Source organism: Pantoea folii (genome assembly GCF_056678875.1).
This window is the reverse complement of the sequence record NZ_JBWXON010000024.1, coordinates 11,611-35,652: the sequence shown is the minus strand read 5'-3', so window position 1 is coordinate 35,652 and position 24,042 is coordinate 11,611. Positions and strand designations below refer to the sequence as shown.

The 24,042-nt window shown below is 54.1% G+C and carries 26 protein-coding genes; 10 read left to right on the top strand and 16 right to left on the bottom strand.

Annotated elements, in window-relative coordinates; genetic code table 11:
- Together AC1MDE_RS22790 and AC1MDE_RS22785 are read right to left on the bottom strand one after the other, a co-directional pair.
- Nucleotides 1-1,083, bottom strand: a complete 1,083-nt coding sequence (locus tag AC1MDE_RS22790; RefSeq protein ID WP_058960811.1) for a malate/lactate/ureidoglycolate dehydrogenase — start codon at nucleotides 1,081-1,083, stop codon at nucleotides 1-3.
- Between the two features lie 108 nt (nucleotides 1,084-1,191).
- Nucleotides 1,192-1,437, bottom strand: coding sequence for a hypothetical protein (locus AC1MDE_RS22785; RefSeq protein WP_008103719.1), 246 nt, complete (start codon nucleotides 1,435-1,437; stop codon nucleotides 1,192-1,194).
- Nucleotides 1,438-1,639: 202 nt separating this feature from the next.
- Here AC1MDE_RS22785 and AC1MDE_RS22780 point away from each other — a divergent pair, with 202 nt between their 5' ends.
- From AC1MDE_RS22780 to AC1MDE_RS22765, 4 genes are all read left to right on the top strand, one after another.
- A complete protein-coding gene (locus AC1MDE_RS22780) occupies nucleotides 1,640-1,780 on the top strand; it encodes a small membrane protein YohP (protein WP_445515029.1) in 141 nt (46 codons plus the stop codon).
- Between the two features lie 652 nt (nucleotides 1,781-2,432).
- Nucleotides 2,433-2,954: a lipid IV(A) palmitoyltransferase PagP gene (pagP, locus tag AC1MDE_RS22775; protein ID WP_082678124.1), complete on the top strand. Its 522-nt coding sequence runs from the start codon at nucleotides 2,433-2,435 to the stop codon at nucleotides 2,952-2,954.
- Between the two features lie 150 nt (nucleotides 2,955-3,104).
- Nucleotides 3,105-3,314 (top strand): transcription antiterminator/RNA stability regulator CspE, encoded by a 210-nt coding sequence (cspE, locus tag AC1MDE_RS22770; RefSeq protein WP_034829024.1) that lies wholly within the window; start codon nucleotides 3,105-3,107, stop codon nucleotides 3,312-3,314.
- A gap of 357 nt (nucleotides 3,315-3,671) precedes the next feature.
- Nucleotides 3,672-4,103: a GNAT family N-acetyltransferase gene (locus AC1MDE_RS22765; protein ID WP_034829026.1), complete on the top strand. Its 432-nt coding sequence runs from the start codon at nucleotides 3,672-3,674 to the stop codon at nucleotides 4,101-4,103.
- Here the strand turns inward: AC1MDE_RS22765 and AC1MDE_RS22760 are convergent.
- Entirely contained in the window at nucleotides 4,081-5,436 is a 1,356-nt protein-coding gene (locus tag AC1MDE_RS22760) for an aminotransferase-like domain-containing protein (RefSeq protein ID WP_058960809.1), read from the bottom strand. The genes AC1MDE_RS22765 and AC1MDE_RS22760 overlap by 23 nt on opposite strands.
- Before the next feature lie 135 nt (nucleotides 5,437-5,571).
- Between AC1MDE_RS22760 and AC1MDE_RS22755 the strand changes: the two genes are divergently transcribed.
- The 6 genes from AC1MDE_RS22755 to tatE all read left to right on the top strand — a co-directional run bounded on the left by AC1MDE_RS22755 (nucleotide 5,572) and on the right by tatE (nucleotide 10,262).
- Nucleotides 5,572-6,531, top strand: a complete 960-nt coding sequence (locus AC1MDE_RS22755; RefSeq protein WP_479398114.1) for an ABC transporter substrate-binding protein — start codon at nucleotides 5,572-5,574, stop codon at nucleotides 6,529-6,531.
- Nucleotides 6,532-6,533: 2 nt separating this feature from the next.
- Nucleotides 6,534-7,328, top strand: coding sequence for a deaminated glutathione amidase (locus AC1MDE_RS22750; RefSeq protein WP_034829032.1), 795 nt, complete (start codon nucleotides 6,534-6,536; stop codon nucleotides 7,326-7,328).
- 21 nt (nucleotides 7,329-7,349) lie between these two features.
- A complete protein-coding gene (locus AC1MDE_RS22745; protein WP_058960808.1) occupies nucleotides 7,350-8,237 on the top strand; it encodes an ABC transporter substrate-binding protein in 888 nt (295 codons plus the stop codon).
- The gene (locus tag AC1MDE_RS22740; protein ID WP_058960807.1) at nucleotides 8,234-9,184 is read left to right on the top strand and encodes an amino acid ABC transporter permease; all 951 of its coding nucleotides are present in this window, start codon (nucleotides 8,234-8,236) and stop codon (nucleotides 9,182-9,184) included. Before AC1MDE_RS22745 ends, AC1MDE_RS22740 begins: the two co-directional genes overlap by 4 nt.
- A complete protein-coding gene (locus tag AC1MDE_RS22735; RefSeq protein WP_058960806.1) occupies nucleotides 9,181-9,951 on the top strand; it encodes an amino acid ABC transporter ATP-binding protein in 771 nt (256 codons plus the stop codon). The genes AC1MDE_RS22740 and AC1MDE_RS22735 overlap by 4 nt, the downstream gene beginning before the upstream one ends.
- Before the next feature lie 107 nt (nucleotides 9,952-10,058).
- Complete coding sequence (gene tatE, locus AC1MDE_RS22730) at nucleotides 10,059-10,262, top strand: twin-arginine translocase subunit TatE (protein WP_034829040.1); 204 nt, start codon at nucleotides 10,059-10,061, stop codon at nucleotides 10,260-10,262.
- Nucleotides 10,263-10,393: 131 nt separating this feature from the next.
- Here the strand turns inward: tatE and lipA are convergent, their stop codons facing one another.
- The 13 genes from lipA to leuS all read right to left on the bottom strand — a co-directional run bounded on the left by lipA (nucleotide 10,394) and on the right by leuS (nucleotide 23,928).
- On the bottom strand, nucleotides 10,394-11,359 hold the full coding sequence (lipA, locus tag AC1MDE_RS22725) for a lipoyl synthase (RefSeq protein ID WP_034829042.1): 966 nt from the start codon (nucleotides 11,357-11,359) through the stop codon (nucleotides 10,394-10,396).
- Between the two features lie 170 nt (nucleotides 11,360-11,529).
- Nucleotides 11,530-12,186, bottom strand: a complete 657-nt coding sequence (lipB, locus tag AC1MDE_RS22720) for a lipoyl(octanoyl) transferase LipB (RefSeq protein WP_479402786.1) — start codon at nucleotides 12,184-12,186, stop codon at nucleotides 11,530-11,532.
- A gap of 69 nt (nucleotides 12,187-12,255) precedes the next feature.
- Entirely contained in the window at nucleotides 12,256-12,519 is a 264-nt protein-coding gene (gene ybeD / locus AC1MDE_RS22715) for a DUF493 family protein YbeD (protein ID WP_034829045.1), read from the bottom strand.
- A gap of 159 nt (nucleotides 12,520-12,678) precedes the next feature.
- The gene (gene dacA / locus AC1MDE_RS22710) at nucleotides 12,679-13,890 is read right to left on the bottom strand and encodes a D-alanyl-D-alanine carboxypeptidase DacA (RefSeq protein ID WP_034829047.1); all 1,212 of its coding nucleotides are present in this window, start codon (nucleotides 13,888-13,890) and stop codon (nucleotides 12,679-12,681) included.
- 122 nt (nucleotides 13,891-14,012) lie between these two features.
- Nucleotides 14,013-15,113: an endolytic peptidoglycan transglycosylase RlpA gene (gene rlpA, locus AC1MDE_RS22705; protein ID WP_097117438.1), complete on the bottom strand. Its 1,101-nt coding sequence runs from the start codon at nucleotides 15,111-15,113 to the stop codon at nucleotides 14,013-14,015.
- A gap of 10 nt (nucleotides 15,114-15,123) precedes the next feature.
- Nucleotides 15,124-16,236, bottom strand: a complete 1,113-nt coding sequence (gene mrdB, locus AC1MDE_RS22700) for a peptidoglycan glycosyltransferase MrdB (RefSeq protein WP_058960853.1) — start codon at nucleotides 16,234-16,236, stop codon at nucleotides 15,124-15,126.
- An 8-nt stretch (nucleotides 16,237-16,244) separates the two neighbouring features.
- Nucleotides 16,245-18,149 (bottom strand): peptidoglycan DD-transpeptidase MrdA, encoded by a 1,905-nt coding sequence (gene mrdA / locus AC1MDE_RS22695; protein ID WP_034829051.1) that lies wholly within the window; start codon nucleotides 18,147-18,149, stop codon nucleotides 16,245-16,247.
- A gap of 34 nt (nucleotides 18,150-18,183) precedes the next feature.
- A complete protein-coding gene (gene rlmH, locus AC1MDE_RS22690; protein WP_038648318.1) occupies nucleotides 18,184-18,654 on the bottom strand; it encodes a 23S rRNA (pseudouridine(1915)-N(3))-methyltransferase RlmH in 471 nt (156 codons plus the stop codon).
- Nucleotides 18,655-18,657: 3 nt separating this feature from the next.
- The gene (gene rsfS / locus AC1MDE_RS22685) at nucleotides 18,658-18,975 is read right to left on the bottom strand and encodes a ribosome silencing factor (RefSeq protein WP_038648315.1); all 318 of its coding nucleotides are present in this window, start codon (nucleotides 18,973-18,975) and stop codon (nucleotides 18,658-18,660) included.
- A 91-nt stretch (nucleotides 18,976-19,066) separates the two neighbouring features.
- On the bottom strand, nucleotides 19,067-19,711 hold the full coding sequence (nadD, locus tag AC1MDE_RS22680) for a nicotinate-nucleotide adenylyltransferase (RefSeq protein WP_480345109.1): 645 nt from the start codon (nucleotides 19,709-19,711) through the stop codon (nucleotides 19,067-19,069).
- Entirely contained in the window at nucleotides 19,704-20,735 is a 1,032-nt protein-coding gene (holA, locus tag AC1MDE_RS22675; RefSeq protein WP_038648309.1) for a DNA polymerase III subunit delta, read from the bottom strand. Before holA ends, nadD begins: the two co-directional genes overlap by 8 nt.
- Entirely contained in the window at nucleotides 20,732-21,331 is a 600-nt protein-coding gene (lptE, locus tag AC1MDE_RS22670) for an LPS assembly lipoprotein LptE (protein ID WP_058960800.1), read from the bottom strand. The genes holA and lptE overlap by 4 nt, the downstream gene beginning before the upstream one ends.
- Nucleotides 21,332-21,345: 14 nt before the next feature.
- The gene (gene leuS / locus AC1MDE_RS22665; protein ID WP_160867874.1) at nucleotides 21,346-23,928 is read right to left on the bottom strand and encodes a leucine--tRNA ligase; all 2,583 of its coding nucleotides are present in this window, start codon (nucleotides 23,926-23,928) and stop codon (nucleotides 21,346-21,348) included.
- Nucleotides 23,929-24,042: the final 114 nt, after the last annotated feature.

Sequence of the window (24,042 nt, the reverse complement as noted above, 5' to 3'; positions counted from 1 at the left end):
CTACTGCGCCAGCGCGCGGAAGGCCGCCAGCTCTTCATCGGACATGCCCGCTTGTAATGCCGCTGCACAAATCTGTTCCCAACTGTTGCTGTCGAGCGGAATCCCCTCGCGATCGCGTTCGATACGATTCTGTTCTTCCCATTCACCCGGCACCTGAATCGGTGCATCGCCGCTTTGTGGCGAGCGTTTTACCCATTCGAGGAACGATTCTGCTTCTTCCTGCATCGCCGGGGCATCAAACGCTTCGGGATTAACGATGATGGTGGTCATGCAGTTGAAAATGGCGTCATGGCTGCTGACCAGCGTGGCATCGTGCGTGGTGCGACCACCGGAAAGCGCACCGCCCAGAATTTCGCACATCGTGGCCAGCGCGTAACCTTTATGCAGACCGAAGGGCATCAGCGAGCCATAAGGTGCCTGATGCATCACGCCGGGTTCGGTGGTGGGCTGCCCCTGATGATCGATCAGATAACCGGGCGCGACCTGTTGCCCTTTGTTCCACGCCACGCGTGTTTTGCCGTAGGCAATCCCGCTGGTAGCGAAATCGAGCAGCAGCGGTTTGGCATTTTGGCGTGGGAAGATGGCACAGAAGGGGTTGGTGCCAAAACGACGGTCGCTACCGTTAAAGGGCGCAACCATCGGATCACCCATCACGTTGACGAAATGGAAAGAGACGAATCCCGCAGCTGCGCACTGTTCCGCCCAATGACCGATACGACCAATATGGTGGGAGTGGTGTAAGCCGACCGCAGCGATACCCAGCTTCGCTGCACGCTCAATACCCAACTGCATCGCCTGATGTGCCGCCACCTGACCAAAGCCGTTATGTCCGTGCAGGGTGAGCACCGCACCGGCATCCTTTTCAATGGTGGTGTGCTGGTTCAGCTGCAGGAATCCCTGCTTCAGTGAACTCATATAGCTCGGGATCATTCCTACGCCGTGTGAATCGTGACCGGCCAGATTGGCGGCCACCAGATGGTCAGCCACTAAACGTGACTCTTCAGCGCTGCTGCCGGCATGTAACCAAATGGCCTGAACAAATTGATGTAACTGGGAAGGGGGAAGTCGGTAAAGGGCACTCACGCGGTCAATCTCCTTGTCATGTTCGATAATGCATCCTGCGCTTAAAGCTATCATTACCGCAAGTGAGTGTTATCAAAAGCAAAGGGCCACAATCTGTGGCCCAAAAACTCAATGCGGCTGTTCAAAGCCCGCTTTCACCATCTGATCGCGCAACGCGCGGGTAATTTCACGGTTCCCACCCGTGACCGGATAAATAACATTGTTGACGACATCGTCAAGGTAATGCTCTTCAAACTCTTGCATGGTGAGTTGGGTGCCACCTTCATCATTAATAGCAATGCTGCCACTGATGTGGTTGCCGTAATCCTTTGCCTTCAGGCTGTAACGCCCCATGCTGGTATTAATCGTGCTCATAAGATCTCCTTGTTACGTAGGCAGTGATAACAATTGAGGCCTGCTAGAGGCGCTGTAAGTTTAGACAGCACGAGCCGGCGGTGCGCAGCGGGAGAGAGAGATAAAATCGCGACATGCGACCCGTCTCGCAGAAATAAAACTGAACGGAAGGCAACGCTCATCACCATGCGTGACAGTGCTCGCACTGCACAGCGAACGCAGAATGATCATCTATACTGGAAAACAGGCGCGTTATTTTTCATCACTGAAGGAGCGAACAATGAAAATAATTCTGTGGATTATTGCCATCATTTTTATCGTGGGATTACTGACGATTACGGGTGTATTCAAACTGATTTTTTAGCATGAACAGGCACCTGAGGTGCCTGAATTCTTTATTCTGCCCGGGACGCGGCAAATTCGCTCAATGTGAGCATTGCCGGAATCAAGTCCCGCCAGTCAATCGGTTTATCACACCTCGCGCAATACGCACCATGGTGTGAGTTATTTTTATCCTCTTCCACTTTCGGCAATGTGAAATAAAATTTAGCGCAGCCGCAGCGTCGACAGCGAATCGTCATTTCAATGTTCCTCCCTCTCCATCCTGGAAAGATGAGATTTATCCTATTCGCCCTCAAAGTTCAATTCATAAATTTAATTAATTTATTTCCGATATAAATGATTGTCGTTAAGTTGCTGAAAATTAAGTTGTCTCTCTGGGTGATTATCACGCAGAGAGTGCATTTAATGTGCATTTTTCCTGACGGCCGGGATATTTCTTTCTATAGAAAAACCACAACCTAATCTAAATCATCGGAAAATAATGTTGTAACACAGACTATCCCTGGAGTTTTTAGCCGCCTTTTTAGATATCGTTTTAAGTTGTTGCGCTAATAATCGCCCACTTACCGAATGCGCCTTTTTACTGGGGGCGAATTTAAGAGATGACTTAATAGGATTTTTTTGTGAATCGGCCCATTTTATCCGCACTTTTGGGCGGAATTTTGACGTTACCCATGACGTTTTTGGCATCAGCAGTCACAACATCGCAAGCCGTTGAGGCGGGATGGAACACATTTAGCACCAATGTTGAGCAAACCTGGTCGCAGCCACAGCATCATGACTTTTACCTACCCGCTATCACCTGGCATAACCGCTGGACCTATGATGACGAGCATATCGAAAAGTACAACGAGCGGCCGTGGGGTGCAGGGGGCGGTGTCTCTCGTTGGGATGAGAAAGGCAACTGGCATGGGCTCTATGCCATGGTGTTCAAAGACTCGTTCAACAAATGGGAGCCTATCGCTGGCTATGGCTGGGAAGCGACCTGGCGGCCATTGAACGACCAGAATTTCCACATCGGTGCAGGCTACACCGCGGGCGTCACCGCGAGAGATAACTGGCGCTATATCCCGGTTCCACTGGTTTTGCCATTAGCATCAATAGGATATGGGCCAGCCACTTTCCAAATGACTTATATTCCAGGGACTTATAATAACGGCAACGTCTATTTTGCCTGGCTGAGATTCCAGTTTTAGCGTGTGAAAAGCGTCAAAAAGTGTGAAGGGGATGCAAAAAATCAATATTTATCACTTTTTCATCAATTCTCACTGGACAAATGTCACCGCAATTGCTGTACTAGATGCCGACACAGTTTAGTGTCCATTTTTCATGTAAAGGTAATATAGATGTCCAAGATCAAAGGTAACGTTAAGTGGTTTAATGAGTCGAAAGGCTTCGGTTTCATTACTCCAGAAGATGGCAGCAAAGATGTATTCGTACACTTCTCTGCAATCATGAGCAATGGTTTCAAAACTCTGGCTGAAGGTCAGCGTGTAGAGTTCGAAATCACTGACGGCGCTAAAGGCCCATCTGCTGCTAACGTTATCGCTCTGTAAGTTAACAGTTAGAATTTTGAAAACCCGCCTAATGGCGGGTTTTTTTTGTCCTTTTTACATGTGCCACCAGGTCAGGGAATAGCCCAACACGGCCGCCATGGCGACGAAAAGCGCCATCACTTCATTGTAGCTACGTGGAATCAGGTTTTTCATGTGCGCGCCCCAGAGGTGTATTTCACTCAGCATCGCAAAGCCAGGTTAAGCCAACCTTAAGCCGTGATGACAGTCTGATGACAGGGCACATTCTGCGGCGTATTTCACAGAACCTGGCAGTAACATTCTCATAACAATCCTTACTTGCAGCTTTTTACGCAACAACGCTATATAACTGCATGCAAGGACTCATGAGGAGGCAGGATGAATATACGTCAGGCACTGGCAAAAGACAGTTTTGCCCTGAGTGCGCTGTTAACCGAACTGGGTTACAGCGGCACAGAAAAGTTTATTGATACACGTCTGGCGCAGTTATGCAGCCATCCCGACGAAATTTTATTGGTGGCAGAACACGGTAATCAGGTTCTGGGATTTCTCTCTTTGCACTTTATCCCCCAACTGGCGCTGCCCGGTGATTTCGCCCGCATCAGCTATTTTTGCATTGCGGAAGGCGAGCGCAGTAAAGGCAGTGGCCAACAGCTGCTCAGCCATGCCGAACAGCTAGCGCGTGAACGGGGCTGCGATCGCATGGAAGTGCATTGTCACGCTTCCCGCCTTAAAGCCAACCAGTTCTACTCGCGTGAAGGCTATGTGGAATCTCCGCGTTATCACATCAAAGATCTGGGCTCGCTTTAAGTTCACGCCCGGTGGCGATGACCAGCGCGTCAGCAATGCTTTCAAGCTGATCGAACGGGAGCAGTGAAGCACTGACGCGAATAAAGGGCTCGCCGTTGAGGCAACAGCGTTCTCCCGGCAGTACAGCGATGCCGCGTGCTGCCAGGGTGATCATGGCGTACTGCTCTGATTCCACCGGGATCTGTACGCTTAACCCATCTCGCTCTTCCAGTACCACTCCGCGTTTTGCCAGTGCCGCCAGTAACTGCTGGCGACGCTGCGCGTATACGGTCTTCGCCTGTTGAATGCTCTGCTGTGTGGCCTCATCGGTGAGCATCCATGCCACCGCATCCTGCAAGATACGGCTGGTCCAGCTGACGCCGAAGTTACGCCACGACTGTAAGCGTTTCACCATGTCTGCCGTCGCGGATAACGCCGCCAGGCGCAGATCGGGACCATAGGCTTTGGAAAAAGAATGAACGTGAATGACCCGCTCCGGGAAGTGAAAACCGAGGCTCCAGGCCGGCCAGCGCGACAGATCGCCAATGCCATCATCCTCGACAATCATCGTGGTACTGTTCGCCAGCACCCTTGCTAACTCGGCACTGCGTCGCTGTGTCACGCTATAGCCGGTGGCCGAATGCGTGCGCGGCTGATAGATAAACATCGCCGGTGATTTTTGCAGATGTGTGGCCAGCGCCGTGGGTATCGGCCCCTGATCATCACAGGGCAGCGGCAAAATTTCTGCGCCGATATTTTCCAGCATATCCAGCAAACGGGTGGCCGTGGGATTTTCAATTACCACCCGATCGCCCGGCGACAACAGCGTCTGCACAATCAGGTTCATGGCATCAAAGCCGCCATCAGTGGCCAGCCAGGCTTCCGCCGGATAGGGCCAGCGTGGACTGATGGCCGCTTGCAATTGTGGGGAGATCGCTTCGCGCTGATAGCTGTTTAACTCAGGCGAGGCAATGCCGGCGAGGATCGCCCGTTTAAGATCGGGTAGCAACGCCGGATCGGGTGACGCCATCGCCAGCGCCGCCCGGATGTTCTCGCCGTAGTTACCAATCTTCTCAAAGCGGATGGGGCGTGGCAGTACGCTGTTGCCACACACCCACACGCCACTGCGTCCTTTACCCGCCAGCACTTTCTGCTTCTTCAGTTGCGCCCAGGCAGCAGAAACGGTTGCCGGACTGACGCCCAGCCGCTCTGCCAGTTCGCGCACCGCGGGCATTTGCATGCCAACAGCAATTTGGCCGTCCCGAATTAAGGATGAGGCGGTAAGCGTTATTCCCTTTACCGAAGCATCGTCTATTTGATGGCTAAGCCACTCGACATCTACCGTTTGCGTCATAAGAAAATCATTTGTTCAGTAACAAAGAATTGATTGTTCAGATTAGTATTCGCGTTTTAGACTCAAATTCAAGCACTATTTGCTGAATAAATAAACAGCGCCAGATCTCTGGCCGAAAACGGGGAAAGCACAATTATGGTAACCATCAGACTGGCGGTGCGTGACTGGGATTATTTCACCCCGCTGGCACTCGGCGACATCAAACCAGAAGGCTTCACGCTGGAGATTGACCGCGTGGGCACGCTGGTTGATAACCTCGCGACCAGCGACAAATACGACGCGGGTGAAGTGTCATTCAGCCGCTATGCTCAGGCATGCGCCAGAGGCGATAACGCACTGCTCGGCCTGCCGCACTTCCTGATGCGCGGCTTCCGCCAGCGCTGCATCATCACCACCGCTGACAGCCCGATTGCCACGCCCGCTCAGCTGAAAGGCAAGAAAATCGGGGTGACCGGCTGGCAGGATTCTGGCAACACCTGGACGCGCACCGTGCTGCGTGAAGCTGGCGTGGAGATCGATGATGCGTACTGGTTTGCCGGCCGTCTGACCGAAGAGCATCCGATTGTGGATCGCCTCGCGGGCTTCGGTCGTCCGGGCCGCATCGAACCTGCACCGGGTGAGCGCCCGCTGATCGAACTGCTAAAGGCCGGTGAGCTGGATGCGGTGTTCACGCCCTTTATGCCGGAAGGTTTCTTCCTGAAAAATTCTGGCCTGCGTCAATTGCAAAACGACTTTGTGACCGCCGAACGTGACTACTTCAACCGCGTCGGCTACGTGCCGGGTATCCATCTGCTGGCGATGAAACCGGCACTGGCGGAAATGCATCCCTGGCTGCCGCAGGCGTTAAGCGAAATCATCGATCGTTCGTACCAGATGTGGATGCAGAAACGCGAGAAATACGCCGACACCACACCGTGGCTGCTGGATGATTTGCGACGTACCGCGCAGGAATTACCGGCAGACTGGAATCAAAACGGATTCTCCGCTAACAAAAAGATGATCGCCGATTTTGCTAACGAGCTGTTCCAGCAAGGCTTAACCAAAACATTACTGACGCCGGAAGCGATTTTCCCGGCAGCAGTGCAAGGGGAGTGAAGATGAAAGTTGCAATGGGGCAGTTTGCTGTCAGCCGGGAATGGCAGGAAAACACCGATATCTGCATCGGTTTAATGAACAATGCACTTGCTGGAGGCGCGGATTTACTGGTCCTGCCTGAAGGCGTGCTGGCGCGTGATATTGCCGACCCTGATTTGGTACTGAAAGCCGCACAACCGCTGGATGGCCCTTTCATCACACAGTTGCTGGCGGTCAGTAAGGGCAACGATTTAACCACCATGATGAGCGTGCACGTGCCGACAGAGGGCAACAAGGCGCTCAACGTGCTGATTGCCATTCGCAACGGTGAACTCATCGCCGCCTACGAAAAGCTGCATCTTTATGATGCGTTTGCGATGCAGGAGTCACAGCGCGTGAATCCAGGCAACGAAATCCCACCGCTGGTGGAAGTGGCGGGGATGAAAGTGGGCCTGATGACCTGCTACGACGTGCGTTTCCCGGAACTGGCGCGCCGTCTGGTGCTGGACGGTGCTGATGTGTTGGTATTGCCTGCCGCGTGGGTCAAAGGCCCGCTGAAAGAGATGCATTGGGAATTGCTGTGTACGGCACGCGCACTGGAAAACACCTGTTACATGGTGGCCGTGGGCGAATGTGGCCCGCGTAACATCGGCAACAGTCTGGTCATCGATCCTCTCGGCGTGGCGATAGCCAAAGCGCCAGAGTCGGCGGCACTGGTGTTCGCCGATCTCGATCCACAACGCATTGCCTACGCCCGCAGCGTACTGCCGGTGCTGGAAAACCGCCGTTTTGCACGTCCTGAACTGAAACCACTTTGATAGATTTTGGGGAACTGGCTCATGAATAAACTTACCACAGCAATAACGTTGGCGCTGGGGCTGACAGTCAGCGCAGTGCAGGCAGCGGAAACTATCCCAACGCAGAAAGTTGATCAGGCGCTGCATGACCGCTTGCCAGCAGAGATTAAAAGCGCTGGAAAAATGATTTCGGTAAACAACGGATCGTTTCCTCCTTATGAGATCGTGAACGGTCCACATTCGATGGACGGCGCCTCAGCCGACCTGACGAATGCTTTGGCTCAATTGCTGGGTGTGAAAATTGAACATGCCACGGTCAGCGGTTTGTCGGGTGTTTTAGCTGGCATTAACTCGGGCCGTTATCAGATGGCGATTGGGCCGATTGGCGACTATCCCGATCGTCAGCAGAAAGTCGACTTCATCGATTTTGTGCAGGAGTTCGTGGTGTTCGGCGTTCAAAAGGGCAATCCAGCGAAAATTAACGGTCTGGAAGACACCTGCGGCAAGCGTATTGCTGTGATGGCAGCCGGTTCAGCTGAGCAGGTGATTCGTAAGCAGTCGGACGCTTGCGTTGCCGCGGGCAAACCTGCGGTGGTGGTGCAATCCTTTACCGATCAGCCTTCATCGATTCTGGCAGTACGCTCTAAGCGTTCTGATGCTTTCTTCTCTTCACAGGCACCGCTGACTTACTTTATCGATCAAGCCAATGGCCAGCTGGAGCTTTCCGGTAAAGGGCAGAAAAACGGCTTTGGCGATATTTTCCAGGGCACGGTGGTACCAAAAGGTTCCGAACTGGGCAATGTAGTACTCGACGCCTATAAAGAGCTGTTCGCCAACGGCACCTACGCGGCGATCATGAAGAAGTGGAAACTCGACGGCAATATCTTGCAGCAGCCGGGTCGTAATCTGGCGCAGGGGACAGCAAAATGAATCCAGTCACCCACAATACGCGAGCCAGGGATAAGGCCAACGTGCAGCAGCGCGATGTCGCTTTCGCCCGCAGTGCGCCCACTTATGGACGCTGGATCTCATGGATTGTGGTACTGGTGGTCGCGGCCAACTTTCTCTGGCTGGTGGCGACCAATCCCAATTTTGAATGGAAAGTGGTGTTGCAGTGGTTCACCGAAGGTTCGGTGATGAAAGGGCTGCAGGTGACGCTCGGGCTGACGGTGGTCTCGATGATCCTCGGTACGCTGCTGGGCCTGCTGCTGGCGGTATGGCGTCTTTCGGAAAACAAACTGCTGAGCGGTATCTCGTCGCTCTACATTTGGTTTTTCCGGGGTACGCCGCTGTTGGTGCAACTGATCTTTTGGTACAACCTGTCGACGCTGTTTCCGAACATTTCGATTACCGTACCCTGGACGGATATTACCTTCGCCAGCTGGAATACCAACGATCTGATTACGCCGCTGACCGCTGCGTTTGCCGGACTGGCACTGAATGAAGCGGCGTATATGGCGGAGATCATTCGCGCCGGGCTGTTGTCTGTGGATCAGGGACAGGTGGAAACCACTCAGGCGTTTGGCATGAGCCGCAGCCGTGCATTACGCCGCATTATCATTCCGCAGGCGATGCGATCCATTATTCCTCCCACCGGCAATCAGCTGATCAGTATGATCAAAGCGACCTCGCTGGTGAGCGTAATAGCCATGGGCGATCTGCTTTACTCGGTGCAGGCCGTGTATAACCGCACCTTTGAAATTATCCCGATGCTGATGGTGGCCGTGATTTGGTATCTGCTGATCACGTCGATCCTGAATATTGGGCAGTCAGCAATTGAACGCTACTACGCACGCGGCACCAAACGTACCGTGGTGAATAAACGCCGGACAGACACGGCTGTCGCAGCGACACATCAGCTGAAGGAGGATGTATGAGTGAGATTCAGCCGCTGGTCTCTGCGCGCAATGTCCAGAAGAGTTATGGCGATAACGAGGTATTGAAAGGGATCGATCTGGATGTGTTTCCAGGTGAAGTGGTGGTGATTCTCGGGCCATCGGGATCGGGCAAATCGACCTTCCTGCGCTGTATAAACCATCTGGAAGATATGAACGCCGGCTCCATCATGGTGGGTGAAGAGCAGATTGGCTACGAATTGAAGCGTGGAATTCTGCATCGCCTGTCGGCACGGCGGATTGCTCACCAGCGTCAGAAGATCGGCATGGTGTTTCAGCAATTCAACCTCTATCCACACATGACCGTGCTGCAGAACATTATTGAAGCGCCCATTGGTGTGCATAAGTTTCCCCGCCAGGAAGCGTTGCAGCATGCGCGCGAACTGCTGACAACGGTCGGATTGAGTGACAAAGCCGATGCGTGGCCACGTCATCTTTCCGGTGGGCAGCAGCAGCGTGTGGCGATTGCTCGCGCGTTAGCCATCAAACCGGCGTTGATGCTGTTTGATGAGCCGACTTCCGCGCTGGACCCCGAACTCGTGGGAGAGGTGCTGGCGACGATGCGCACGCTGGCCGATCGTGGTCTGACCATGATCGTGGTGACGCATGAGATTGGCTTTGCACGTGAGGCGGCGGATCGGGTGGTGTTTATGGATGGTGGCGTGGTGGTGGAGCAGGGGACGCCGGAGCAGGTGATTAGTAATCCGCAGCACCCGCGTACGCAGGCATTCTTGAGCCGCTTTATTTAATGTTGCGCGGGTGTTGATCGTAATCTGTTACAGATTCTAGTTGTTACAGCTGATAAACTGCGCGTTAATAGTGATGTCTGTTTTTCGCTAAGGTTGAAAGGTAAAGTATGGAAGGTTTCAGCATTGCCAAACTGCTGATCATCGGTGCACTTATTGTACTGCTGTTTGGTACCAACAAGTTACGTTCACTGGGTGGTGATCTGGGTTCCGCCATTAAAGGCTTCAAGAAAGCCATGAAAGACGATGAATCCACCGCAACCAAAAGCACCGCTGAAGAAGCGCCGGCTGAACGCGTGAGCCACAAAGAGTAATCTCACTTCAAACGTCAATAAGTGTAAATATTTATGACGTTGATAAAAAAACCAGACTGCTTCCAGTCTGGTTTTTGTTTTTTGGCACGGGTGAAAAAGCCTGGTTGCGGGCGTCACACCCGCAGAACCGATTATTTCACTTCCAGCCCTTTGGCCTGCATATCCGCGTGATAAGAAGAACGTACGAACGGGCCACAGGCCGCGTGGGTGAAGCCCATCGCCATGGCTTCTTCTTTCATCTCATCAAACTCTGCCGGGCTCACATAGCGCTGTACCGGCAGGTGATGGCGGCTTGGCTGTAAATACTGGCCAAGTGTGAGCATGGTGACACCATGACGACGCAGGTCACGCATCACTTCCACGATTTCCGCATTGGTTTCACCCAATCCGACCATCAGGCCAGACTTGGTTGGCACGTCCGGATGCGCTTCTTTGAAACGCTCCAGCAGCTTCAGTGACCAGTCGTAATTGGCGCCAGGACGCACCTGACGGTAAACGCGTGGCACGTTTTCCATGTTGTGGTTGAACACATCTGGCGGCGTGGCGGTGAGGATTTCCAGCGCACGATCCATACGACCACGGAAGTCAGGCACCAGCGTTTCAATTTTGATATTAGGGCTTTTTTCGCGAATGGCAGTGATGCAATCGGCAAAATGCTGAGCCCCGCCGTCGCGCAGGTCGTCGCGGTCAACCGAGGTGATCACCACGTAACGCAGCGCCATATCGGCAATAGTTTGTGCCAGTTTCAGCGGTTCGTTGGCGTCAGGCATATTTGGGCGGCCGTGGGCGACGTCGCAGAATGGGCAACGACGCGTACAAATCGCACCGAGGATCATAAAGGTGGCGGTGCCGTGGTTAAAACATTCAGCGAGGTTAGGGCAGGAGGCCTCTTCACACACCGAGTGCAGACCATTTTTGCGCATGGCGGCTTTGATACCCTGAATGCGGCTGGAATCCGCAGGCAGTTTGATCTTCATCCACTCCGGCTTACGCAGAATCTCTTCACGCTCGACCATCACGGTTTTCACCGGAATCAGCGCCATTTTGTCGGCATCGCGATACTTGACGCCACGTTCCATCTGAATTGGTTTACTCATAAATCTGCAGGTTCCGGTCGGGATTGCGATTTGAAAGCTTCCTCACTCAAACTGAGAACCAGGCTTTCAACTTTATTTGAAAATATGGTAAAAATTATATCATTTCGTCTGCGCATAAGCAGCCGATATGCGAGCGCTAAAGTTACAATTTTGTAAATGAGCACAGACAGTCAAGGTAAGACCCTGGCCTCATTTTGCCAATCAAGCTGGGTGAAACCCGTTAAGCGGGCGAAATGTTGTACCAAACGGGGTTGTACGTCGGCGGTTGTGACGCCCGGCTGCTTTTCACTTAACTGCGTCATGCGCATGCCGGCATAACCGCAGGGATTGATGCGCAGGAAAGGTGCCAGATCCATCGCCACGTTTAATGCCAGGCCGTGGAAGGAGCACCCTTTGCGAATGCGAAGGCCTAATGAGCACACTTTGTCATCGCCGATATAAACGCCGGGTGCGTCGGCACGTGCGCGCGCAGCGATACCATAATCCGCCAGGGTGGCGATCACGGTTTCCTCCAGCGCAGTGACCAGCTCTCTGACACCGATTTTGTGACGTTTAATATCAATCAACACGTACATCACCTGTTGCCCAGGCCCGTGATACGTCACCTGGCCGCCACGATCGCTTTGTACCACCGGAATATCGCCCGGCATCAACAGATGTTCGGCTTTGCCTGCCTGGCCCTGGGTAAACACCGGATGATGTTCCACCAGCCAGATTTCATCGGCAGTGCTGCTGTCACGTTGATCGGTAAACTGATGCATCGCATCGGAGACAGGTTGCCAGTCGCGCTGGCCCAGTTGACGAACAAGAAGCGTGTTAGCTGACAAAGCGGAGATCCGGTAGAGAGTGAAGGGCTGAGTATAACGCTGGCAAAGCCGCCTTTGCCAGCGCGGGTATTACAGGACCATGCGCACGATATCAATGTTACCCAGTTCTTCGTACAGGGTTTCTACCTGTTCGATATGCGTTGCGGTGATGGTGATAGAAACCGAATGGTAGTTACCTTTGCTGCTCGGTTTCACTGCCGGGGTATAGTCGCCGGGGGCGTGGCGCTGCACCACTTCAACCACTTGATCAACCAGCTCCGGTTGCGCCAGACCCATTACTTTATAGGTGAAGGGGGTAGGGAATTCGAGCAGTTCATTCAGTTTGGTTTTCATGTTGGCTCCGGTGCTTAAAATTGAGAAGAGCAGCCCACAGGCGGCCCCTACAACAGGTAGTGCATAAAAAATCGATAAGGGAGGCTTTCCAGCCTCCCCTATACGTTTGAAACGGGGTTTCTAATTATATGGTATCAGACAGACGATTTTTCAAGCGTCTTAGCCAAACCAGTGATGGAACATCAGTTTGATGTAATCAATGATACGGCTGAAGAAGCCGCCTTCCTGCACTTCGTTCAGGACCACCAGCGGACGCTGTTCAATGGTTTTGCCATCCAGCTGGAAGTTGATGCTGCCCACCACCTGGTTTTTCTGCAGCGGTGCATGCAGTTCGGTATTGGTCAGTACATAGCTGGCTTTCAGGTCTTTCATACGACCGCGTGGAATGGTCAGGTAGGCATCTTTTTCAACGCCAAGCTGGACGCGATCGCTGTTACCAAACCAAACCGGCTCAGAGGCGAACTCTTTGCCTGCTTTCAGAGGTGCGACGGTCTCAAAGAAACGGAAGCCCCAGGTCAGCAGTTTTTTACTTTCGGTTTCACGACCTTTATAGGTGTGACCGCCCATAACAGCAGAGATCAGACGCATCTGGCCTTCAGTGGCAGAAGCCACCAGGTTGTAACCTGCCGCATCAGTGTGACCGGTTTTAATACCGTCAACGTTCAGGCTGGTATCCCACAGTAAACCATTGCGGTTCATCTGTTTGATATTGTTGAAGGTGAACTCTTTTTCACGGTAGACCGAGTATTCGTCCGGCACATCACGAATCAATGCCTGGCCTATCAGCGCCATATCACGCGCCGAGCTGTACTGGCCTTCAGCATCCAGGCCGTGCACGGTCTGGAAGTGGGTGTTTTTCAGACCCAACGCGCCAACGTAGTTATTCATCAGGCTAACAAACGCATCCTGGCTGCCGGCAACGTAATCGGCCATCGCCACACAGGCATCATTCCCTGACTGCAGTACGATACCGCGCGTCAGCTGAGAAACCGGTACGCGATCGCCAGGCTTCAGGAACATCAGTGAAGAGCCTTTGAACACCGGGTTACCGGTTGCCCAGGCATCTTTACCTACGGTGACAATGTCATCGTTATGGATTTTGCCTGCTTTGACTGCCTGACCAATCACATAGCTGGTCATCATTTTGGTCAGACTGGCTGGATCGCGGCGCGCATCGGCGTTCTTTTCGGCCAGAACTTTACCTGAGTTGGCATCGATCAGCACATAAGCTTCAGCATCGATTTCCGGGACGCCCGGGATCATCGTCTTAAGGTTAACATCGTCCGCAAAGGCGGCATGGCTGAGAGAAAGGGCGACCAGTGATCCCACTGTCAGGCGTTTCAGAAAACGAGAGGGTTTCAGCGTATTCATGTTAAGGACTACAACATCCGTGGGCTAAGAGTGAAAAAAGTGCCTTACTATAGCAAACGCCCGATCGAGCGACATCTTGCTTTGCAAATCAGTTTCAGCAGTAAAGGTAACTGCCCGTAACATTACGGACGGGCAGTTGTAATAAATGAGCTCATCTGTGCTTCAGTGGTCAGGCGCTGTTGTAACGCAGCGGCTTCCGCCCGGCTGCTGTAACCACCGAGTTGAATACGATAAACGTTGCCATTGGCTTCCACGTTTCCAGGCACGCCAAAACGTTTACCCAGGCTGGTCGCCAGTTGACGGGCGCGCGCCGCATCATTGACCGCACCGACCTGAACGACATAACCACCGGCGGTATGCGTACTCTGAGGTGCAGCGCTGGCTGGAGCAGAAACCGATGCCGCGACAGGCGCAGCGGATGTTGCCTGCACAGGCGTGGCGGCCGGTTCACTGCCTTCCAGTACACCGTTTGCTAAAGGCTGAGGCGCGCCGAGGAAACCGCTGCTCTGCACCGGAGCACCGAGTCCACCGTTACTCTGCAGGGTGCTGTTATCGACTGCGCGAACATCCTGTGGCGCAGGTGCAGGCGTGGTATTGGCGCTGCCACCCATCATCACCATGCCGCCGTTAAGATCCGGGCGCGCGGGCAGGGCGTAGCTCTGCTTCGCCACTGTGGTGCCAATGGTGCCGGGGCCGGAAACAGAACCATCCGGTGCGACTTTGATGTAATCCACGCGAACACGGGAATTATTCGAGATATTCAAACGGTCGCCTGCCGCGCGAGACAGGTCAATGATGCGGCCGGGGGTATACGGACCACGGTCATTAACACGCACCACGATCTGGCGACCATTGGCGAGGTTAGTGACGCGCACATAGCTTGGCAGTGGCAGAGTAGGGTGTGCCGCAGTTAAGGCATCCGGGTCGTAAGCTTCGCCGATCGCTGTGCGATTACCTTGCGCTTCTGCACCGTACCAGGTGGCCAGTCCGACTTCGCTGAAGTTCGAAGGATCCTTGATTACGCGATAATTTTTACCATTAACGCTGTAATCCTGGCTGGTAGAAGGATTGATCGGTTCATAGCGCGGTTCAACGCCTGGGATTTCCACCACCGGGCCATTATAGGCCGGCTGCGGTGGCGCAGTATTATTCTGCTGTTCCGGTGCGGAACAGGCAGCCAGTACCAATGATGCCAGTGCAACCCCAAGCCAATCCTTACGCATGTGCAGCCTCTTAAACGCTTTTAGATAACATTTTTCGATGAGTATGGATCGACATCACGATGCCAAATCCGGCCATTAATACAATCAACGCCGACCCGCCGTAGCTCACCAGCGGCAGCGGAACACCGACCACGGGTAAGATACCACTTACCATACCAATGTTAACGAAAACATAGACGAATAAAATCAACATCAAACCACCGGCCATCACGCGACCAAAGGTGGTTTGCGCGCGCGCCGCAATAATCAGGCCGCGCAAAATCAGCAGCAGATACAGTACCAATAGCACTAATACGCCGACCAGGCCGAGTTCTTCTGCCAGTACCGCAAAGATAAAGTCGGTGTGACGTTCAGGCAAAAACTCCAGCTGTGACTGGGTGCCATGCAGCCAGCCTTTGCCACGTAAACCACCTGAACCTATCGCAATCTTGGACTGAATAATGTGATAACCGGCACCGAGCGGGTCACTCTCTGGATCGAGCAGCATCATCACGCGGTCGCGCTGATAATCATGCATCAGGAAGAACCACAGCACCGGAATAAAAGCCGCCACCAGCAGCACCGCCACAGCAATCAGCTTCCAGCTCATCCCCGACAGGAACAGCACAAACAGGCCGGACGCGGCGATCAGAATCGAGGTGCCGAGGTCAGGCTGTGCCGCCACTAACAGCGTCGGCATGAAGATCAACACCAGCGCAATGCCAGTATTTTTCAGCGTCGGTGGGCAGACATCGCGGTTAATAAAGCGCGCCACCATCAGCGGCACCGCTATTTTGGCTATTTCGGAGGGCTGGAAACGCACAAAGCCAAGATCGAGCCAGCGCTGCGCCCCTTTACTGATATGGCCAAAGGCATCCACCGCCACCAGTAATATCACGCAGACAATATAGAGATAGGGCGCCCAACTTTCATACACGCGCGGCGGCACCTGCGCCATCACCAGCATGATAATGATACCCATGGCAATCTGACCGAGTTTACGCTCCATCATGCCCGGATCCTGACCGCTGGCGCTCCAGATAACGATGGCGCTGTAGGTCAGTAGCGCAAGGATGATCAGCATAAACAGGGGATCGATATGGATACGCGTCCAGATCGATCTTTTCTGCGGGCTATCGTTCATGGACATCTTTATTCACCTTCGTAGCCAGGCGGCGTCGGTGCGGCTTCAGGCAGCACGGTATTGTTGTCACCTAACATTATGTGGTCGAGAATCTGACGCATCACCGTACCCACTGCCGGGCCAGCACCGCCGTTCTCCAGAATCATGGTCACGGCAACGCGCGGTTTATCGTAAGGCGCGAATGCCGTCATTAACTTATGGTCACGCAAGCGTTCAGCAATTTTGTGCGCGTTATAGGTTTCGTTCTCTTTCAGGCCGAATACCTGCGCAGTACCGGATTTCGCAGCGATTTTGTAAGGTGCATCAGCAAAACTTTTGTGCGCCGTCCCGTTCGCGCGGTTGGCCACGCCGTACATGCCATCTTTGGCGATTTCCCAATATCCCGAGTGGATATCGCCAATCGGCGCATCCGGCGGCTGGCGATACGGCACCATGGCCTGACCTTCACGGGTGGCGCGCAGCAAATGCGGCACTTTGATAATGCCGTCATTAATCAGAATCATCATGGCTTTGTTCATCTGTACCGGGGTTGCGGTCCAGTAACCCTGACCAATTCCCACCGGAATGGTGTCCCCCTGATACCAAGGCTTCTTAAAGCGTTTCAGTTTCCACTCACGCGTTGGCATGTTGCCGGGGCTTTCCTGTGGCAAATCAATACCGGTGCGATGGCCATAGCCAAATTTGGTCATCCACTCTGACAGGCGATCAATGCCCATGTCGTAGGCGACCTGATAGAAGAAGGTATCGGCAGACTCTTCCAGCGATTTGGTGACGTTAAGACGGCCGTGTCCCCATTTTTTCCAGTCGCGATAGCGTTTTTCCGAACCGGGTAACTGCCACCAGCCGGGGTCAAACAGGCTGGTGTTGCGGTTAATCACGCCTGCGCTTAGCGCAGAAACGGCAACATAAGGTTTCACCGTTGAGGCGGGTGGGTAGGAGGCCTGCAACGCGCGGTTATACAGCGGACGGTTCTCATCGCTCAGCAGGGCTTTGTAATCCTTGCTGGAGATGCCATCGACAAACAGATTAGGGTCGTAGCTCGGTGTGGACACCAGCGCCAGAATTTCACCGGTGCGTGGATCGCTGACCACCACGGCGGCACGGCTGCCGGTCAACAGGGTTTCAATATATTGCTGCAGTTTCAGGTCAACGGTCAGATAGATATCACGGCCGGCCTGTGGAGATTGCTCATGCAACTGGCGGATCACCCGGCCGCGGTTGTTCACTTCAACCTCTTCGTAGCCGGTTTTGCCATGCAGCACATCTTCGTAATAGTTCTCGATGCCCAACTTGCCGATATCATGCGTTGCCGCATAGTTAGGCCATTTACCTTCATCATCGAGGCGTTTAACGTCGCGGTCGTTAATTTTAGAGACGTAGCCCACTACATGCGTCAGCGTCTGGCCGTAAGGATAATAGCGGCGCTGATAACCTTTCACTTCCACACCGGGGAAGCGGTACTGATTGACGGCAAAGCGCGCCACCTGCACTTCGTTGAGTGCGGTTTTTACCGGAATGGAGGTGAAACGACGTGAGCGCTTACGCTCTTTTTCAAAGGCGTCGAGATCGTCGTCTGTCAGATCCAGCACCGGGCGCAGATCCTGCAGCGTCTGCTTCAGGTCATCGACTTTTTCGGGTACCAGTTCAGCCTGGTAAATGGTGCGGTTCAGCGCCAGCGGGACGCCATTGCGATCAAAGATGATGCCGCGGCTGGGCGCAACGGGCACCAGCTTGATGCGGTTCTCATTGGAACGGGTGCTGTAATCGTCGAAACGCAGGATTTGCAAGTGATAGAGGTTGACCACCAGCACGCTGGAGAGCAGGAAAATGCCAACAAAAGCCACCAAAGCCCGGCGGACAAAGAGTTTTTGTTCGGCAGTGTAATCGCGAAAGGCGTTGCTCTGTAATTTCATCCGCTGCGTTTATTGTCTGGAGGTTGTCAGGCGTTTATTCACGGTGATAAGGATGATTCGTGGTGATGCTCCAGGCACGATACAGGCTTTCGGCTACCAGCACACGCACCAGCGGGTGAGGCAACGTCAACGTGGACAGCGACCAGCTCTGCTCGGCAGCGGCTTTACAGGCCGGCGCCAGTCCTTCCGGGCCGCCAATCAACAAGCTGACATCGCGGCCATCTTGTTTCCAGCGCTCAAGCTGTTGCGCCAGCTGTGGGGTTTCCCACGGCTGCCCAGGAATATCCAGCGTGACGATGCGATTGCCTTTGCCGACGGCCGCTAACATCGCTTCACCCTCTTTTTCCAGGATGCGCTTGATGTCCGCGTTCTTGCCGCGTTTACCCGCAGGCACTTCGGTCAGTTCAAACGGCATATCCTTGGGGAAGCGGCGCAGATACTCCATGAAACCGGTCTGAACCCAGTCAGGCATTTTGGTGCCGACGGCCACAAGCTGCAGTTTCAAGGCTTAGCTCCAGAGCTTTTCCAGCTCATACAGCTGGCGGCTCTCTTCCTGCATCACGTGTACGATCACTTCGCCAAGATCAACGACGACCCAATCAGCGGCAGCTTTACCATCGACGCCTAGCGGTTTTAAACCCGCGGCACGGGATTCCTGAACCACGTGATCGGCGATCGAAACCACATGACGCGTCGACGTGCCGGTGCAGATGATCATGCAATCGGTGATGCTCGATTTGCCCTGAACATCAACAGCAATGATGTCCTGGCCTTTAATATCGTCAATCTTATCAATAACGAAATCTTGGAGTGCTTTACCTTGCAAAAGGTTCCCCTTAAAAACAGGTGATTACGAGAAGGCTGAATGCCCGGAAAACATAGCCTAAAATGAAGCGGCGCAGTATAGCACGCAACGATCAACCGCGATATAAGCCAGCGCGATCGATATAATCGATAACCGCATCGGGCAGCAGATCGGTACAGGATTGCCCCTGATGGCGACGCTGGCGTATTTCCGTGGCGGAGATGTCGAACAGCGGCGTATCAGCCAGCCAGATATGGCCTGCCGGTGCTTGATGCAACTGTTCTGCGTGCTGTGCACGATGCGCATCCAGCCACTGCTGCATCTCAGGCGTTTCCATCTGCGTTGCATAGCCCGGTCGCTGGCACACCAACAGATGGCACAGAGAGAGGAGATCCTGCCAGCGATGCCATTTGGCTAACGTTAGCAGAGAATCTTGTCCGATGATAAACCCGAGGGGCTGTTCTGCACCGCGTTCCGCACGGAGTGCTTCAAGGGTTGCCACCGTCCATGACGGCGTATCCCGCTCCAGTTCTCGCGTATCAATATCAAACAGGGGGCGGGTCGCAATCGCACAGCGCAGCATTTCCACGCGCTGCCGGGCACTGGCTTCAGGCTGTGGCCGATGCGGTGGCACGTTGTTGGGTAGTAGCGTGACCTTTTTCAGCCCTACCTGTTGCGCCAGCGCTTCCACCGGGCGCAGATGGCCAAAGTGGATAGGATCGAAGGTGCCGCCAAACAGCGCGTAAAGTTTAGACATCCGTAAAGCTTAGGGGAAAATCGCGGTGACACAGCAGCAGCGACAAGGTTTCAAGCTGCGGCCAAAGGTTTTGACCGTAATCCTGCTTCATGGTCAGCTCCAGTTCGGCGAGCAGATGGACGGCGCGTTGCAGACGACGTGCATCAAGGCGTTGCAGCGCATCGGTAAACAGTGCGCGACGGTTTTGCCAGATGCGCTGTTGATCCATTAGCGCACGCAAGCCCTGTTTACCCTGATTGCGCTGCAAATGCAGCAGCGTCAGTAAATCACGTTGCAGAGAACGCAGTAAAATCACCCCTTCAGCATCCTCTTTTTCCAGCTGATGCAGAATATGCAGGGCGCGCTTGCTTTTGCCCGCCAGCAGGGCATCCACCCAGTGGAAGGGCGTAAAGTGTGCAGCGTCATTTACCGCGTCTTCCACGCGGGGCAGAGTGAGTTTGCCATCTGGCCACAGCAGTGACAGACGTTCCAGCGCTTGCGCCAGCGCCAGCAGATTGCCTTCGTAGCAGTAGCACAGCAGTTGAATCGCCGCGTCATCAACACTCAACTTCATGGCTTTGGCACGGCTCGCGACCCAGCGCGGTAGCTGCGCTTGTTCGGGCGTCTGGCAGGGAACCAGCACGGCATGAGCGCTGAGCGCTTTAAACCAGGCGCTGTTTTCCTGCGCTTTGGTGAGTTTTGCCATGCGCAGCACCAGCAGGATATCGCTGTGCAGCAGGCTGGCGAGTTTAACCAGTTGCTCGGCCATCGCTGCATTGGCACCGTTTTCTGGCAGTTGCAGCGTTAAGGTCTGGCGTTGCGTGAACAGGCTGAGTGCCTGACAGCTGGCAAAGATCGCATCCCAGTCGGTTTGCGCATCAAGAGTGACACTGAAGTGTTCTTCAAAGCCTTGAGAAGATGAGGCCGCGCGAATGGCATCGGCACTTTCCTGAATCAGCAACGGTTCATTGCCGGTCAGAAAATAACAGGCGCGCAGCCCCTCACGAAGCTGCGCGCTCAGTTGTTCAGGATAAATCCTGATCATTGCAGACTGGTTGCTGACGAAGAGGGCACTTCTGGTGAATTCTCACCTGGTGCGATGATCTCCGGCTGTGGCAACGTGTCTTTATTGCTTTCCTGCGCGGCATGAACCGTTAACAGTTTACGCACCAGTTGCTCGGCGGCACGCTGGCGCATCTCCTGCACGATCATGTCTTGCTCGGCATCCTTCGCCAGTGCGGCATTCGGGTTGTCGAAGAAAGAACGGTACACGGTGGTGCTGATCGGGTAGATGCCTTTGCCCGGGATCAGAACCTGCGCGGTCACTGTCATCACCAGTGAATACTCAGCAGTGGTGCCGCTGATAAACACTGACGCGGTATCACGCCCCAGCACTTCTGCACCTAAGCGCAGTGTCGGGTATTTGGCACTGGCCTGTTTGCTGTCATTAACAATGGTGACATCATTGATACGCAGCTGTTGGCGCACGGTGCGCGCCATTGGGCCATACGGATCGCCACTCTGGACGATCAGCGTTTTCATCTCGTTAGGCACCATGGTGGTGCCACGCGGGTGAAAACCACAGCCTGCGGTGATCATCACCGCAAGCAGGACAAACAGCCTGATAATCAGTTGTCGCACAGTTCCTCCTGAACTTAACCTACGACCAGGTTAAGCAGTTTGCCAGGGACATAAATCACTTTACGAAGTGTGACGCCTTCCAGATATTTCGCCACAATATGCTCCTGCGCAGCACGCGCCTGAACCTGCTCCTGCGTAGCATCCGGCGCAACGGTAATCTTGCCGCGCACTTTGCCATTCACCTGTACAACGACCAGCAGTGAATCTTCCACCATCGCGGATTCATCCGCAACCGGCCAGCTGGCTTCATCGACACTACCTTCTCCGCCCAGCGCCTGCCACAGAACATAGCTGGCGTGCGGCGTGAACGGATAGAGCAGACGAACGACCGCCACCAGCGCTTCCTGCATCAGTGCGCGATCTTGATCGCTCTCCTGCGGGGCACGAGTCAGCTTGTTCATCAACTCCATGATGGCAGCGATAGCGGTGTTGAATGTCTGGCGACGACCCACGTCATCGGCCACCTTGGCGATGGTTTTGTGCAGATCGCGACGCAGCGCTTTCTGATCGTCGTTCAGTGCATTGAGGTCCAGCGCCACGGTGGCACCTTTCGCTACGTGTTCGTAGGCCAGTTTCCACACGCGCTTCAGGAAGCGGTTCGCACCTTCTACACCCGATTCCTGCCATTCCAGCGTCATTTCTGCTGGTGAAGCAAACATCATGAACAGACGCACGGTATCGGCACCGTAACGTTCAACCATCAGCTGTGGATCGATGCCGTTGTTTTTCGACTTGGACATCTTGCTCATGCCGGCATAAACCACTTCGCGGCCTGCGTTGTCGACAGCCTTAACAATACGACCTTTTTCATCGCGCTCAACGCTAACATCAACCGGAGAAACCCAGTTACGCTCGCCGTTCGCGCCGGTGTAATAGAACGCATCGGCCAGTACCATACCCTGACACAGCAGACGTTTGGCTGGCTCATCAGAGTTCACCAGGCCTGCGTCACGCAGCAGCTTGTGGTAGAAGCGGAAATACATCAGGTGCATGATGGCGTGTTCGATACCACCGACATACTGATCCACCGGCAGCCAGTAGTTCGCAGCGGCAGGATCCAGCATGCCTTCGTTGTAATTGGCACAGGTGTAACGCGCGTAATACCAGGATGATTCCATAAAGGTGTCAAAGGTATCGGTTTCGCGCAGCGCTGGCTGGCCGTTAACCGTGGTTTTCGCCCACTCAGGATCGGCTTTGATCGGGCTGGTGATACCGTCCATCACCACATCTTCTGGCAGAATCACTGGCAGCTGATCTTCTGGCGTTGGCATCACGGTGCCGTCTTCCAGTGTCACCATTGGAATTGGCGCGCCCCAATAACGCTGACGGGACACACCCCAGTCGCGCAGACGATAGTTGACTTTACGCACGCCGACGCCTTTCGCCGCCAATGCATCAGCAATGGCGTTGAAGCCTGCCTGATGATCCAGACCGTTGAACTCACCCGAGTTGAACAGCGCGCCTTTATCGGTCATCGCCGCTTCGCTCAGATCAGGCGTTGAACCATCCAGATTCAGGATCACTGGCTTGATGTTCAGGTTGTACTTAGTCGCGAACTCCCAGTCACGCTGGTCATGGCCTGGAACAGCCATCACTGCGCCGGTGCCGTATTCCATCAGGACAAAGTTAGCGACCCAGACTGGGATCTCTTCGCCCGTCAGCGGATGGATAGCAAACAGGCCGGTGGCCATGCCTTTCTTCTCCATCGTCGCCATATCGGCTTCAGCCACTTTGGTGGTGCTGCATTCTGCGATGAAGTCAGACAGCGCAGGGTTGCTGGCCGCAGCCTGGCGCGCCAGTGGGTGGCCAGCTGCCACAGCAACATAGGTGGCACCGAGGAAGGTGTCCGGACGTGTGGTGTAAACTGTTAATTTCTCTTCGCTGTACGCCACATCGAAGGTGATTTCCACACCTTCAGAACGGCCAATCCAGTTACGCTGCATGGTCTTGACCGTTTCAGGCCAGTCTTCCAGCTTATCCAGATCGTTGAGCAGTTCTTCCGCGTAAGCGGTGATTTTTACGAACCACTGAGGAATCTCTTTGCGCTCAACTTTGGTGTCACAGCGCCAGCAGCAGCCGTCGATAACCTGTTCGTTAGCCAGCACGGTTTGGTCATGTGGGCACCAGTTCACCGCTGAGGTCTTTTTATAGACCATGCCTTTTTCATACAGCTTGGTGAAGAACCACTGTTCCCAGCGATAGTACTCTGGCTGGCAGGTGGCCAATTCACGGCTCCAGTCATAGCCAAAGCCCAGCAGTTTGAGCTGGTTCTTCATGTATTCGATGTTGTCATAAGTCCATGGCGCGGGTGCGGTGTTATTTTTAACCGCAGCGCCTTCGGCTGGCAGTCCAAACGCATCCCAGCCAATCGGCTGCAGGACATTTTTACCCAGCATGCGCTGATAGCGCGCAATCACATCGCCGATGGTGTAGTTACGCACGTGGCCCATGTGTAGGCGGCCAGAAGGATAGGGCAGCATAGAAAGGCAGTAGTATTTCTCTTTGCCTTCCTGCTCGGTCACTTTAAAGGTTTCGTTTTCGTCCCAGTGCTGTTGGACGCGGGATTCTATCTCTTCCGGGCGGTATTGCTCTTGCATGGCTGCCTGTGGTCCTTTATGAAAATCGTTAACCCTGAATAGTTCACGTTACAGGCGGGCGGCAAAGGTGTGAATACGCTCGCGCTTAACGAAGTAAGCGACGGCGTGAACACG

Bases quoted from the DNA above. Each gene is read 5' to 3' on its own strand.
- tatE (WP_034829040.1), top strand. From the start codon at position 10,059: ATGGAAGGTTTCAGCATTGCCAAACTGCTGATCATCGGTGCACTTATT.
- nadD (WP_480345109.1), bottom strand. From the start codon at position 19,711: ATGTCTAAACTTTACGCGCTGTTTGGCGGCACCTTCGATCCTATCCAC.
- leuS (WP_160867874.1), bottom strand. From the start codon at position 23,928: ATGCAAGAGCAATACCGCCCGGAAGAGATAGAATCCCGCGTCCAACAG.
- AC1MDE_RS22755 (WP_479398114.1), top strand. From the start codon at position 5,572: ATGGTAACCATCAGACTGGCGGTGCGTGACTGGGATTATTTCACCCCG.
- lipA (WP_034829042.1), bottom strand. From the start codon at position 11,359: ATGAGTAAACCAATTCAGATGGAACGTGGCGTCAAGTATCGCGATGCC.
- rlpA (WP_097117438.1), bottom strand. From the start codon at position 15,113: ATGCGTAAGGATTGGCTTGGGGTTGCACTGGCATCATTGGTACTGGCT.
- AC1MDE_RS22760 (WP_058960809.1), bottom strand. From the start codon at position 5,436: ATGACGCAAACGGTAGATGTCGAGTGGCTTAGCCATCAAATAGACGAT.
- pagP (WP_082678124.1), top strand. From the start codon at position 2,433: ATGACGTTTTTGGCATCAGCAGTCACAACATCGCAAGCCGTTGAGGCG.
- dacA (WP_034829047.1), bottom strand. From the start codon at position 13,890: ATGAATACGCTGAAACCCTCTCGTTTTCTGAAACGCCTGACAGTGGGA.
- AC1MDE_RS22735 (WP_058960806.1), top strand. From the start codon at position 9,181: ATGAGTGAGATTCAGCCGCTGGTCTCTGCGCGCAATGTCCAGAAGAGT.
- AC1MDE_RS22785 (WP_008103719.1), bottom strand. From the start codon at position 1,437: ATGAGCACGATTAATACCAGCATGGGGCGTTACAGCCTGAAGGCAAAG.
- AC1MDE_RS22780 (WP_445515029.1), top strand. From the start codon at position 1,640: ATGATCATCTATACTGGAAAACAGGCGCGTTATTTTTCATCACTGAAG.
- ybeD (WP_034829045.1), bottom strand. From the start codon at position 12,519: ATGAAAACCAAACTGAATGAACTGCTCGAATTCCCTACCCCCTTCACC.
- mrdA (WP_034829051.1), bottom strand. From the start codon at position 18,149: ATGAAATTACAGAGCAACGCCTTTCGCGATTACACTGCCGAACAAAAA.
- AC1MDE_RS22750 (WP_034829032.1), top strand. From the start codon at position 6,534: ATGAAAGTTGCAATGGGGCAGTTTGCTGTCAGCCGGGAATGGCAGGAA.
- holA (WP_038648309.1), bottom strand. From the start codon at position 20,735: ATGATCAGGATTTATCCTGAACAACTGAGCGCGCAGCTTCGTGAGGGG.
- cspE (WP_034829024.1), top strand. From the start codon at position 3,105: ATGTCCAAGATCAAAGGTAACGTTAAGTGGTTTAATGAGTCGAAAGGC.
- AC1MDE_RS22745 (WP_058960808.1), top strand. From the start codon at position 7,350: ATGAATAAACTTACCACAGCAATAACGTTGGCGCTGGGGCTGACAGTC.
- AC1MDE_RS22765 (WP_034829026.1), top strand. From the start codon at position 3,672: ATGAATATACGTCAGGCACTGGCAAAAGACAGTTTTGCCCTGAGTGCG.
- mrdB (WP_058960853.1), bottom strand. From the start codon at position 16,236: ATGAACGATAGCCCGCAGAAAAGATCGATCTGGACGCGTATCCATATC.
- AC1MDE_RS22740 (WP_058960807.1), top strand. From the start codon at position 8,234: ATGAATCCAGTCACCCACAATACGCGAGCCAGGGATAAGGCCAACGTG.